Origin of the sequence: Bacillus songklensis (assembly GCF_042649685.1) — a bacterium.
GTDB lineage: Bacteria > Bacillota > Bacilli > Bacillales > Bacillaceae_H > Bacillus_BA > Bacillus_BA songklensis.
The window spans coordinates 306,876-320,389 of record NZ_JBHRZT010000073.1; the positions used below are offsets into that span (position 1 = coordinate 306,876).

General features: G+C 42.3%; 10 protein-coding genes. All 10 read left to right on the forward strand.

The features are described from left to right. Positions 1-291: 291 nt before the first annotated feature. The 10 genes from ftsE (at position 292) to ACFOU2_RS24700 (ending at position 13,253) form a co-directional block, all read left to right on the forward strand. The gene (gene ftsE, locus ACFOU2_RS24655; protein WP_377918974.1) at positions 292-978 is read left to right on the forward strand and encodes a cell division ATP-binding protein FtsE; all 687 of its coding nucleotides are present in this window, start codon (positions 292-294) and stop codon (positions 976-978) included. After that, positions 968-1,861 (forward strand): permease-like cell division protein FtsX, encoded by an 894-nt coding sequence (ftsX, locus tag ACFOU2_RS24660; RefSeq protein WP_377918975.1) that lies wholly within the window; start codon positions 968-970, stop codon positions 1,859-1,861. The genes ftsE and ftsX overlap by 11 nt, the downstream gene beginning before the upstream one ends. A gap of 110 nt (positions 1,862-1,971) precedes the next feature. Next, positions 1,972-3,264, forward strand: a complete 1,293-nt coding sequence (locus tag ACFOU2_RS24665) for a murein hydrolase activator EnvC family protein (RefSeq protein ID WP_377918976.1) — start codon at positions 1,972-1,974, stop codon at positions 3,262-3,264. Between the two features lie 167 nt (positions 3,265-3,431). Then, the gene (locus tag ACFOU2_RS24670; protein ID WP_377918977.1) at positions 3,432-4,883 is read left to right on the forward strand and encodes a S41 family peptidase; all 1,452 of its coding nucleotides are present in this window, start codon (positions 3,432-3,434) and stop codon (positions 4,881-4,883) included. Positions 4,884-5,339: 456 nt separating this feature from the next. Continuing rightward, on the forward strand, positions 5,340-6,527 hold the full coding sequence (locus ACFOU2_RS24675) for a PDZ domain-containing protein (RefSeq protein WP_377918978.1): 1,188 nt from the start codon (positions 5,340-5,342) through the stop codon (positions 6,525-6,527). Positions 6,528-6,876: 349 nt separating this feature from the next. Continuing rightward, positions 6,877-7,878, forward strand: a complete 1,002-nt coding sequence (locus ACFOU2_RS24680; protein ID WP_377918979.1) for a LacI family DNA-binding transcriptional regulator — start codon at positions 6,877-6,879, stop codon at positions 7,876-7,878. A 756-nt stretch (positions 7,879-8,634) separates the two neighbouring features. Further along, positions 8,635-9,450 carry a sugar phosphate isomerase/epimerase family protein gene (locus ACFOU2_RS24685; RefSeq protein ID WP_377918980.1) on the forward strand — a complete coding sequence of 272 codons (816 nt, stop codon included), beginning with the start codon at positions 8,635-8,637 and terminating at the stop codon, positions 9,448-9,450. Between the two features lie 197 nt (positions 9,451-9,647). Further along, a complete protein-coding gene (locus ACFOU2_RS24690) occupies positions 9,648-10,832 on the forward strand; it encodes a Gfo/Idh/MocA family protein (protein WP_377918981.1) in 1,185 nt (394 codons plus the stop codon). 274 nt (positions 10,833-11,106) lie between these two features. Beyond that, the gene (locus ACFOU2_RS24695) at positions 11,107-12,285 is read left to right on the forward strand and encodes a Gfo/Idh/MocA family protein (protein ID WP_377918982.1); all 1,179 of its coding nucleotides are present in this window, start codon (positions 11,107-11,109) and stop codon (positions 12,283-12,285) included. Continuing rightward, entirely contained in the window at positions 12,282-13,253 is a 972-nt protein-coding gene (locus tag ACFOU2_RS24700; RefSeq protein ID WP_377918983.1) for a sugar phosphate isomerase/epimerase family protein, read from the forward strand. Before ACFOU2_RS24695 ends, ACFOU2_RS24700 begins: the two co-directional genes overlap by 4 nt. Positions 13,254-13,514 lie beyond the last annotated feature (261 nt).

Sequence of the window (13,514 nt, forward strand, 5' to 3'; positions counted from 1 at the left end):
AAATGAAAATGTAACATTTTTGCGGCTTATCTTAACATTTTTTAATGTTATAATGAGTAGGCGTGCAAAAATAGAGCGCAAATTTTGTAGAGATTTTATGTGTTATGTCGAGACATCTTAGATTTACATACAGTGAAACTTCCATCTTTGGAAGGTTTCTTTTATTTACAAAGATGGTAGTTGGACGAATCGGGTCCTTAACGGCGGTGCGTTCCGCTGAAAACGGGAATTTTACCGCTCGTTGGGGAGATATACACTACTAACTACAAGGAAATTAATTAGGTGATAAAGATGATTGAAATGCAGAACGTTCAAAAAACGTATCCGAATGGCGTTAAGGCGATTAACGGAATTAATGTCAAGATCAATCAAGGGGAGTTTGTATACATTGTCGGTCCGAGTGGAGCGGGTAAGTCGACATTCATCAAAATGATGTACCGTGAAGAAAAGCCGACCACAGGACAAATTCTCGTAAACGGCATTAATCTAGCAAAACTAAAAAATAGTAAAGTACCTATCTTCCGGCGCAATCTCGGGGTGGTGTTCCAGGACTTTAAATTACTGCCGAAGTTAACGGTATATGAAAACGTTGCTTTTGCACTCGAGGTCATTGAAGAACATCCTGAAAAAATCAAAACCCGGGTAATGGAAGTATTGGATCTTGTGAAATTAAAGCATAAAGTTCGTTCCCTTCCAGATGAACTTTCAGGCGGTGAGCAGCAGCGCATTTCCATCGCGCGTTCGATTGTCAACAATCCGAAAGTCGTGATTGCGGATGAGCCAACCGGTAACCTTGATCCGGAAACATCTTGGGAAATCATGGACATTTTTGAAGAAATCAATAAACGAGGCACAACGGTTCTGATGGCAACGCATAACCGTGAAATCGTCAATACGATCCGCAAACGCGTTATTGCCATTGAAAATGGAAAGATTGTGCGTGATGAAGTGAGAGGTGAGTACGGTTATGAAGGCTAGAACAGTGGGCCGCCACCTCCGTGAAGGTGTCAAAAGTTTAGGGCGTAACGGTTGGATGACCTTTGCTTCCGTAAGTGCGGTCACGATTACGTTATTGCTTGTCGGTGTGTTTTTGATTTTGATGTTAAACTTAAATAATTTTGCATCGTCAGTTGAGGATGATGTCGAAATTCGCGTCCATATTGATTTAGCCGCCAAACAGGCAGATAAAGACGCGTTGCGTGCCAAACTTGAGGCTTTGCCGAAGGTTTCGACAGTACAGTACTCTTCAAAGGATGAAGAGCTGAAGAGCCTGATCAAGAGCCTTGGGGAAGAAGGGCAAGCGTTCAAATTATTTGAACAGCAAAACCCATTGAATGACGTATTTGTCGTCAAAACAAAAAATCCGCAAGATACGATTGCTGTCGCAAAGCAAATCGAGAAATTCCCGTATGCGGCGAAAGTAAAATACGGCGAGAAACAAGTACAGAAATTGTTTAAAATCGTCAATGTTTCACGCAACATCGGGCTGGCTTTAATTATCGGTCTTGTGTTTACAGCCATGTTCTTAATCTCCAACACGATTAAAATCACGATTGTGGCACGTCGTACGGAAATTGAGATTATGAGATTAGTAGGGGCAACAAACTCCTTTATCCGCTGGCCGTTCTTTTTAGAGGGCTTGTTCTTGGGGATATTGGGATCTATCATTCCAATTGCCGTTATTATCGGTTCCTATAGTTATTTGTTTGATAATGTGGAAACCAAACTGGATGGCTCGTTCTTCGAGTTAATGCCAACGTTCCCGTTGACGATTCAAGTATCGATTTTATTAGTCATTATCGGTGCGTGTATCGGTATGTGGGGAAGCATGATCTCAATGCGCAAGTTTTTACAAAAATAAGTGGATGAAAAACGTTCCGCGTCCGGCTGCAAGGCGGGTGCGGATATACATAATGAATCGGCATCAATTGGTACGAGAAACAGCGGAAAAGGTTAGGGGGACAGGAAAGAATGAAAGGTAAGGTCTTATCGGTTTCAACGGCCGTTTTAATTGGCTTGAGCAGTTTATGGCCAATGTCTGCTCATGTTTCGGCTAGTTCGACACTTCAAGAGAGAATGAATCAAGTCCAAAATAAGCGTTCAACCATTTCTAATAATATTAGTGCAAATCAGGAAGAGATTAAAAGATTGCAAGCCCAAAAGCAAAAGGTAGAGAAAGAAATTGAGCAGCTTGATGCAACGGTAGCCGAAACGAACGAGAAAATTCGTACAAAACAGGGCGAAATCAACAAAACGAATGAGGCAATCAATCAGTTAAGACAAGAAATCGCCATTGTCACAGAGCGCATCAAAAAACGCAATGAACTGTTAAAATTACGTGCCCGTTCTCTTCAGGAAAGCGGCGGAACGGTTGACTACTTAGAAGTTATTCTTGGTTCTCAAAGCTTCGGGGATTTCGTCAGCCGCGTGAATGCCGTGAGTACGATTGTCGAGGCAGATAAAGAGATTTTAAGAGAGCATGAAGAAGATAAACGTTTAAAGCAAGAAAAAGAAACAGAACTGCAAAATCAATTAGCATCGTTGCAACAAAAGTTAAACGAGCTTGAGACATTGAAAAAAGAGCTTGAACAGCAAGTCCAGAAAAAAAATCAGCTCCTGGCACAGCTTGACCAGGAAAAAGAACATAAAGAACATGAGATTCATGTATTGGAAGATCAAGATAAGCTAGCGGCGAACCAAGAAGCGGCCATTCGAGAATTGATGGCAGAAGAGGCAGCGCGTAAAGCGGATGAAGCAAGAAAACGTGCTGAGGCCGAGGCGGCTGCTAAGCGTTCTTCTAATTCAGTGCCTTCCGTATCTAAACCGTCTCCTGCGCCATCAGCAAGCTCCATGCCGGCTGTATCAGGCGGCATGTTTATGAAACCGGCAAATGGGCCGATTACATCAGGGTTCGGCGGACGCTGGGGTAAACATCATGATGGTATTGATATCGGAAAACGCGGTAGCGATGTACCGATTGTGGCAGCTGCAGGCGGAAAAGTATCTCGTTCTTATTATTCATCCAGCTATGGTAACGTTGTGTTTATCACGCATCTGATTAACGGCCAAGTATGGACAACCGTGTATGCACATATGGAAAACCGGGCTGTATCGGAGGGCCAAACGGTATCAAAAGGCCAATTCTTAGGATATATGGGGAATACAGGACATTCATTCGGTGCCCACTTGCACTTTGAAATCCATAAAGGGCCTTGGAATGCAAGCAAGTCTAACGCCGTTGACCCGGCAGCGTATATCAATTGAATGACCCTTAATTATTATTTCGCATAAAACGTACAAGTTATCATATAGTTGTACAAAGGCATCACACCTTTTGTGTGATGCCTTTTCGTACAATGAAAAATTTTACATAGTTCAACTTTTTTTGTTTATAATAGGAAGGGATAATGCGGGCTAGGGAGGTAGAGCGATTGAATCGGAAACTAGTAGCCATATTAATGTTTGTATCGCTAATGATAGGTGCTGGCGGGACCTATTTCGGTTTGCAGCAGTTTGGGCAAAATCTTGCGGTGGGTAATCAAGTCGCACTGCCGGTTAAAGGAGAAGTCAAGGATGCATCTGAAGATCAGCATTTTGAAAAGATCAGACAGGCCTATGACCTGATTTCGACCCAGTATTATAAAGATGTCGATAAGGATAAGGTGTTGGATGGAGCCATTCAAGGAATGGTCGAAACACTAAAAGATCCATATTCCGTGTATATGGATAAAGAAACGTCCGAACAGTTTACCCAATCACTGGATTCGTCGTTTGAAGGAATCGGAGCGGAAGTGAGCATGGTGGAGGGAAAAGTGACCATCGTGGCCCCCTTTAAAGACTCTCCGGCCGAAAAAGCGGGCTTAAAACCAAATGATCAAATTGTTCGCATCGACGGCAAAAGTCTTGAAGGATTGGACTTATATCAAGCCGTATTAAAAATTCGCGGCAAGAAAGGCTCTACCGTGAAGCTGGAAGTGCAGCGTCCAGGCGTGAAAGAGATATTAAAGCTCAATGTGAAGCGAGATGAAATTCCGCTTGAAACCGTTTATTCATCTGTGAAAAAAGCGAACGGCAAGCAAATCGGTTACATGGAAATCACGTCATTCTCAGAGTCGACAGCAAAAGAGTTTAAAGAGCAGCTGCAAAAGCTTGAGAAAAAAGGAATCGATGGCCTTATCCTTGATGTTCGCGGGAATCCGGGCGGATATTTGCAAAGTGTAGAAGATATCTTGAAGGAACTCGTTACGTCCGAAAAGCCATATGTTCAAATCGAACAGCGTAATGGCGAGAGACAACGAATTTTCTCTCCTTTAAAAGAAAAGAAAGACTATCCGGTTGTTGCATTGATTGACCGCGGCAGTGCCTCTGCATCTGAAATTTTAGCCGGTGCCTTAAAGGAAGCGGGCGGTTATGATCTTGTTGGTGAAAAGTCGTTCGGTAAAGGAACCGTTCAGCAGGCCGTTCCAATGGAAGACGGCAGTAACATTAAATTAACGTTCTATAAATGGCTGACGCCTGACGGCAATTGGATCCATGAAAAAGGCATCAAGCCAACGGTTGAAGTGAAGCAGCCGGATTATTATTATGCCAACCCTATTCAAGTGGAAAAAACACTCGCGTATGATATGAATAACAACCAAATCAAAAACGCGCAAGAAATGTTAAAAGGGCTGGGATTTGAACCGGGCCGTACGGACGGTTACTTTAATAAGCAGACGGAAACGGCTGTCAAAGCATTCCAGCAGGCCAACAAGCTGGATGTAACCGGAAAAATCGATGAGAAGACGGCTTCTGTCATCCAAACGAAATTAGTGGAGCAAATCAAATCAGAAAAGAACGATCGCCAGTTGCAAACAGCGATTAAATTAATCAGCCAGAAATAAGTCTCGGGAAAGTGTCCGGAAAGTGTGATATCACACTTTCAAGACACTTTCTTTTTGTAACGACCCACTTGTTAAACGATCAATCGGCAACTTTACATTCAGTCAGAAAACTTATAACAAATTTTTTATATCAATTCACGTTAATGTTTTAATATTTTCTATCGATTCTTCCCCTGTTCGCGCTTTTCTGTTTCTGCATCCGGAATATACTAAAAGGTTCCCGTATAAGCCGTTGTCAAGAGACCGCAAGGGAGCTTGTCAACGGCTTACGCGTAAAATATTTGACGTGGGCGTTTTTTGCTCATGTCAAATATTTTATGTGGATGAATATAAATGAAAAATGTAATAAGGACCGTTGTTCTTTGACGAAACCATTTGTTAAAATAAATGTATGTCTCTTGCAGATGTTTCCGAAAGATTGATATAGAAGAGAGAAATGATAGGTGGTGAGTGGAGATGGAGATTATAACAGAAGGACTGCACGGGATAGGGCGCTTTTTTCTGCACCCGCTGACATATTTTTTCATCATGGTAGCATTTTTTGTGGGACAGGCACGCGTAAAACGCGAGCGCAAATATTTTCACACGCGTGTGTTTGATTTTGTTTTAGAGTCTAAATACTTGTTTTTCCCCGGGATTTTGATCGGAATCGTTTTGTCGATCATCACGTTTATAGCAGGCGTGTACATACCAATCGGCATCATTGCTTTGCTGTCATTGATTACCGTGCTGCTTAGCGGACCGTTTACGTTTCGCTGGTTATCGCCTGCTTATGTAATTGGTTTTACGATGGTCATTGCCTTTCTTTTGCCCGAAGGCCTAGCGGCGGAAGGGCCGCTTAAAACATGGCTTACCGATATACAAGAAGCACCGTTATCTTCTCTAGTCGCATTGCTCGCTCTATTGCTCCTTGCTGAAGGGTATTTAATCTGGAAAGTTGGAGGAAAAGGCACCTCTCCAGCCATATTGAAAAGCAAGCGGGGCTTTCCGATTGGAGCACACTTCTCGCAAAAACTGTGGGGAGTTCCAGTGTTATTGTTGATTCCGGGGGATGGGCTTGTAAAACTGTTTTCCTGGTGGCCGACCTTATCGCTTCAAGGTGAAGCGTTCAGCCTTTTTCTGGTTCCATTCGGAATCGGATTTTTCCAAAAGGTACAGGGAATGCTCCCGTCTGAATCAATCGAAAATACGGGTAAAAGAGTGCTGGCACTCGGTATAGCTGTAATGTTGTCAGTGCCGGCTGCCTTTTTCTTCCCGATTACGGCTGTGTTTATTGCAAGCATTGCGATTTTAATTCGTGAATTTATTAGCATTCAGCAAAAGTTGAAAGATGAAAATGCTCCATTCTTTTTCTCCAAAAGAGAAAAAGGTCTCGTCATTTTAGGGGTTATTCCCAAGTCTCCTGCTGAAAAGATGGAAATGAAGGTTGGAGAAGTGATTGTCAAAGTCAATGGCGTGGCAGTCTCCAATGTGAATGAATTTTACCATGCCCTTCAGTTAAACCGTGCCTATTGTAAACTGGAAGTGAATGATGTAAATGGAGAAGTACGCTTCGTCCAGCGCGCCTTATACGACGGTGAGCACCACGAGCTAGGCGTATTGTTTGTACAAAGTCATCAAGATCGCGAGCCCGAAGCGGTATAAATATTATGTTTTTTCATCATTAACCGGAATCGTTTCATCTATTGATGGAAGCATGTCATGATTTATCGGAATGAAGGTGAAATCGGGAAAGAGAAGCGGCGCACTTTTATAGAGTCAGCCGTTTCTCTTTTTTTGTGCAGGCATCATTGGGTGTTATAGTCTCAAACAACACTATCTTTTTTAGTTCATGATAGTTGCAGCATAATCAGAAAGGGGATATGAATGATTTCCTGTGAGACTTCTCCGAACTATATAAAAGCGCCAAAAAATCTCTAAAAACAATTGTAATTCGTAATGTAATCGATTACAATAAATCCACAGAAAAATATAAGGAAAGGAGAGTCGTCAAATGGTGAGAATTAAAGATGTAGCAAAAAAAGCAAATGTTTCCACCGCTACAGTATCGAGAGTGTTAAGTAAGCCTGAAACTGTAAAAAAAGAAACGACTGAAAAAGTATTAAAAGCCATTAAAGAACTGAACTATCAGCCGAATGCATTAGCCCGGCAGCTAAGAAGGCTAGAAACCAAAACAGTTCTAGTCGTTGTCCCGGATATTACGAACACCTTTTTTTCTAAAGTGCTAAGAGGAATAGAGTCTGTAGCGGTGGCAAATGGGTATCAGGTTTTGCTTGTGGATGCAGGAAATGATGTCGAACGAGAAAATGGATATTTAAACATACTTCGCCAAAGAAAGGCAGATGGGCTGGTTTTATTAACAGCAAGAATGAAATCGAAGATAATAGAGGAAATGGCTCTCGAATATCCGGTAGTTCTTGCATGTGAATATATAGAAGGCTCAAATATTCCGACCGTTTCCATCGATAACGTTAGTGGTGCCCGAAAAGCAACCGAACATTTAATTAATCTGGGACATAAGAGAATAGGGTTTATATCGGGCCCTCTCGATGGTGTGTTGGGGAAGGACCGATTAAAGGGGTATTGCCAGGCGATGGCCCAGCATAATCTTACGGTTGAGCCGATTTTGGTCCAAGAAGGTGATTTCTCTTATGAAAGCGGTTTTAATATGATGATGAAATTTTTAGCTCTGGATCATCCCCCGACGGCAGTGTTTGCAGCGAATGATGAGATGGCTTTCGGAGCCATAAAAGCTACAAAGTCAAAGGGATTACGTGTTCCTCATGATCTTTCTGTTATGGGGTTTGATGATATAAAATTTTCATCCATTTTCGAACCGGCACTCACAACGATTGGACAGCCAGCTTTTGAGATAGGGACCAAAGCAATGGAATTACTGATAAGATTAATGAATAAGGAAGAAATAGAGAAAAGTCAATATATACTAGAGGACCAACTTATTATAAGGGATTCATGCTCTCCATGTATGTTATGAGAAGATAACATACCCTTTCGGAAAAAATAAGGGGATGTTATCTTCTTTTAAAACCGATTGTAATCGATTACAACATTCTCGAATGATTGTAACTTTATGACTCGCGGGAGTTTATTATAATTTGAGGGAGTAATGGGATTCCAGCATGGTTCTGTTGTAAAAACCGTTTGGTAAAATATAGAGTGTGAGTTTCCTTTAAATCTGCCAATAAGGCCATTCATTAATTGCTTCTTTGGTTAGTGATCAGAATAAATGCCGAAACTGATTATATAAAAATATCAAAAATTGTCTAAAAGAGTTGAAATTTAAGATGTAATCGATTACAATAGTTTCATAAACAATATACAAATTATAAAAAGAAAAGATAGTAATAAAGTGCACAAGGGAGGAATAGAGAAAAATCAATCTATGCACCAGAATCAATTTATGATACGAGATTCCTGCTCTAAATGTATTTTATGAGAAGCCTCAAAATCCTGCTGGAAATATAATAACGGCCATTTCAATTAAAATAAGGTTCATTTCTTTTTAGAGTTTGATGTAATCGATTACATCGATTTTGGATGATTATAGATGGAATTCCAATGAAGTGAAGTATAATTTTTTATAAAATCTCTCTGAAATGTAATCGATTACAATTTTATTGGATGATTGCAACTTTATGACTCTTGAGTTTATTGCCATTTTAAGGAGGATGGGATCGATCCTTCATCAATCACCCAACGATAAAAATTATCCGAAAACGGAGGAGAAACAATGAAATTAGGATATCAAACAAATACATGGGGCGGAGTAGTAGGACACCCTGCAGGAGTCACTTCGATAAAAGATCTTTATTACCTTGCGAATGGTTCAACGGAAGAAGCTTTAAAAGAGATTTCGGAAGCCGGATACAAAGGATTTGAAATTTTCGACGGGAATTTGATGCAATTCAAAGATAAAAAAGAAGAATTTAAAGCGTTACTGAATCAATATTCTCTAGATTTTATTGGTGTTTACACAGGTGGGAATTTTATCTTCCCGGACATTTTAGAAGAGGAATTATTAAAAATTGAGGAAGTGGCGGCTCTTGCTTCTGAATTGGGCGCACGGCATTTGGTTGTCGGCGGAGGGGCTGTTCGCACGAATGGCATTATAGAAAGCGATTACGCCGATTTGGGTCAAGCTCTTGATAAAGTGGTAGCGATTGCAGAAAAATACAATCTTATTCCAAGTTATCATCCGCACTTAGGAACATGTGTGGAAGCCCCTGATCAGTTGGACAAGCTTATGCCGCTGACGACAATCAATCTATGTCCGGATACGGCCCATATTGAAGCAGGCGGCGGTGATCCGGTAGAGGTGATCAAGAAGTATGCGGATCGCATTAAATACATCCACTTTAAAGATTATCATAATGGAGAATTTTTACCTTTAGGAGAAGGGCACCAAAAATTCGATGAAATGATTCAGCTGTTAAATGAGGCTGGTTACGATGATTGGATTACCGTTGAATTGGACAGCTATGCAGATCCAAAAAAAGGGGCAGAGATTAGCCGTGACTTTTTATCAAGCTTCGAGAAAGCATTGTAAAAGAGCTTGGATTACGGTTACTATATGACCAAAGAAAGCGCTGTTATATGCGGCTGTCCCATCTTTAAAGATAACAGAAGAAAATGTCTTAGATTCATGGGAACTTGTTTACAATCAGAATGCTCCGGGTGTCATTCAACGGATAGCCGAGATTAATAAATGGTTTACTAATTTAATTTTATAGGAGGATTACAAAAATGAAAAAACTTAACGTAGGTATGATTGGCGGAGGATTTATGGGGAAAGCGCACGCACTTGCATATGCAGGAATGCCGATGTTCTTTTGGCCGGCACCAGCGATCCCTCATCGCCACACCATCGTTGATGTAACAGAAGAATTGGCAAAAGATGCCGCCGCAAAATTGGGATTTGAACATTATTCCACGGATTGGAGAGAGGTAGTCAACGATCCTAATATCGATATCATTGATATTGTCACTCCAAATAATACGCATGCTGAAATTGCGATTGCCGCCGCAAAAGCTGGCAAACACGTTATTTGTGAAAAACCGCTGGCACTAGGGGCTGAAGAAGCAAAAACCATGTTAGAGGCCGTAACAGAAGCCGGCGTCAAACATATGGTTGCCTTTAACTATCGAAGAACACCTGCTGTGGCATTGGCGAAAAAATACATTGAAGAAGGAAGAATCGGGAAAATCCTCAGCTTTCGCGGTACGTATCTGCAAGACTGGTCTGCTGATCCAAACTCCCCTTTATCCTGGCGTTTCCAGAAAAAAGTTGCCGGATCCGGTGCTTTAGGTGATATCGGAACGCATGTTGTCGACTTTGCCCGTTATCTGGTCGGTGAAATCACGGACGTGAATGCGATGACAAAAACATGGATTCCGGAAAGACCGATTCAAACAGGCGGCGTAGACAAATTGGGGACAGTGAAAAGTACAGGGGATGTACCGAAAGGCGCAGTAGATGTAGATGATGAATTCATTACAATGGTCAAGTTTGACAATGGCGCAATCGGAAGCATTGAAGCTACCCGTAATGCGTGGGGCCGTAATAACTACCTGACTTTTGAAATCCATGGCGAAAAAGGTTCCCTGGCCTTCAACTATGAACGCCGTGATGAACTGCAAGTATGCTTCTCTGACGATCCGGCCGATGCGAAAGGATTCCGTACAGTTTATACAGGACCGGCCCATCCATACGGAGAAGGATTATGGCCAATTCCTGCACTAGGTATTGGGTATGGAGAAACTAAAATCATTGAAACATATGATTTCTTTAAATCCATCGTAGAAGATACAGAGGCTTCACCAAACTTTAATGATGGGTATCGTGTCGAAGCAATTGCTGATGCCATCCTTGAATCAGCTGAAAAAGGTGAATGGGTCAGCCTTACGAAAAATGTAGTAGAAGCTAAGTAGAAATCTGTATAGAGGCTGCTGATAGGGCAGTGGCCTCTATACAAAAACAGGGTGATTTGGTTTGAAACAATCAATGCTTTTAATGAAAGCGTTTTAAAATCATTCAATGGAAGTGCGGTTCTTGATTCAGAACGATTAATAGCGGATTGATTATCACGGGCCTTGATGTGGGTCAACCAATCATCACGGGCTTAATCATGATCTTAGCGGTTGCGTTTGGAAAGAAAGCCATCAAAAGCTAGAAAAAATATCATTTGTTGAGGGGGAGAAAAAAATGGAAAAAGTAAAGGTTGGAATCATTGGTACGGGTTTTATCGGGCCTACTCACATTGAAGCCATCAGAAGGCTTGGATTTGTCGAAGTGGTTGGGTTGGCAGAGAATAGCCAAGAGGCGGCTGAAAAAAAAGCCGCTGAACTCGGGATTCCGAAAGCTTACGGCGATTACCGCGACATGCTGCAAGACAGCGAAATCCAGGTAGTTCATAATTGTACTCCGAATCACCTTCATTTTGGGATTAATAAAGAGATTATTTTAGCGGGCAAGCATGTGTTATCGGAGAAGCCGTTAGCCATGTCCAGTCAGGAATCAGCGGAATTGTTGGCGCTTGCTAAAGAGCATAAGGTCGTACATGGTGTGAACTTTAACTATCGGCAATTTCCTGTTGTTAGACAGTTGGCAGCGATGATCAAAAACGGGGAGATAGGAAAGGTTAACTTAGTACACGGCAGCTATCTGCAGGATTGGCTGTTATATGAGACTGATTTTAACTGGCGTTTAGCTCCTGAAGTGGGTGGAAAATCACGGGCAGTAGCGGACATTGGATCCCACTGGTGTGACACCGTTCAAAATGTAACCGGCAAACGAATTGTCGAAGTGTTCGCTGATTTGGCAACCGTGATACCGGTAAGGAAAAAATCTACATCGAATGTAGCTACTTTTGGGGCACAGCAGGCACAGGAAGAAACATATGAAGATGTTCCAATCCATACAGAAGACTATGCATCCGTTCTTGTGCGCTTTGAAGACGGGTCAAGAGGCGTATTTACGGTTTCCCAGGTCAGTGCCGGACGGAAAAACAGACTGAGCTTTGAAATCAACGGCAGTCAAAAATCAGCCTACTGGAACCAGGAAGAGCCCGAGAAATTATGGATCGGGCATCGAGACAGACCAAACGAAGTTCTTCAGGCGGATCCTGCTTTATTTTTACCGGAAGCACGCTCAGCCATTCATCACCCTGGAGGCCATAATGAAGGCTGGCCGGATGCGTTAAAAAACGGGATGTTAAATTTCTATACATTCATTCGGGAAGGCAAGGATCCATTAAATGACGAGAAGAACTTTGCGACATTTGAAGATGGACATGTATCGATGTGCATTACCGATGCCATTTTAGAAAGTCATGAACAGCAAAAATGGGTGAAAGTCCAAGTAGAACAGGAGGTCCACTCATGAAACTAGGTGTATTTACCGTTCTTTATCAAAACCTGCCCTTTGAGGAAATGCTGGACAAGCTGTCCGAAATCGGGGTAGAGGCCGTTGAATTGGGGACGGGCAATTATCCGGGGAACAGCCATTGTAATCCGGATGAGCTATTAAGCAATCCGGAAAAGGTAAAATCTTTTCAGCGGGCGCTTGAAAGCAGGGGGATCGTGATCAGCGGGTTAAGCTTCCATGGAAACCCTCTCCATCCTAATAAAACATTCGCGGCTGAATCCCATGACGTGTGGAGAAAAACGGTGATGTTAGCGGAGCGTCTTGAGGTCCCTGTTGTGAACGGATTTTCAGGATGCCCGGGCGATCACCCAAATGCGAAGTTTCCAAACTGGGTCACCTGTTCCTGGCCGCCGGAATACTCAGAGGTGCTCGATTGGCAGTGGAACGAAGTGGTGATTCCTTATTGGAAAGAGGAAGCCAAGTTTGCGGAATCTCACGGCATCCATCAAATTGCCTTTGAAATGCATCCGGGTTTTGTGGTGTACAATCCGGAAACACTGCTGAAATTACGGGAACATGCAGGACCAGCCATTGGAGCGAATTTCGATCCAAGCCATCTTGTGTGGCAGGGAATCAATCCTGCTGAAGCGATTAAAAAGCTTGGGAAAGAAAAGGCGATCTTCCATGTTCATGCGAAAGACATTTATTTGGATCAAGCCAATATCGATGTAAATGGTGTACTGGACACAAAGCATTATAGTGATATTTTGAATCGTTCCTGGACATTCCGGTCAGTGGGATACGGCCAGAGTGAAAAGGCATGGAAAGATATTTTAAGCGCTCTCAGTGCGGTTGGCTATGATCATGTCGTTTCGATCGAGCATGAAGACATGTTAGCATCCATTGATGAAGGATTAGGCAAGGCTGTTTCTTTATTAAAAGGAATCATGTTTAAAGAACAACCAACAGAAATGTGGTGGGCATAAGCGCGTATCGTTCATGGTTTCCATACAAGTATTTGACATCAGCCGTTCGAGGCCGTCCCCATCATGATGAGCCTTACCTATAAGCATGATTAGACGCCATAAGTATAAAGGAAACTTCCATCAGTAGGGGGTTTTCCTTCATCCCCCACTGATGGTTAGTTGACTTATCGGGCTTTTACGGGCAGTTATCCCCCGCTTAAACTTCTCCGATTTCGCTAGGTTTTGAAGTGGGGGTCTTACTGCCCGTTAATGCGGGATAAA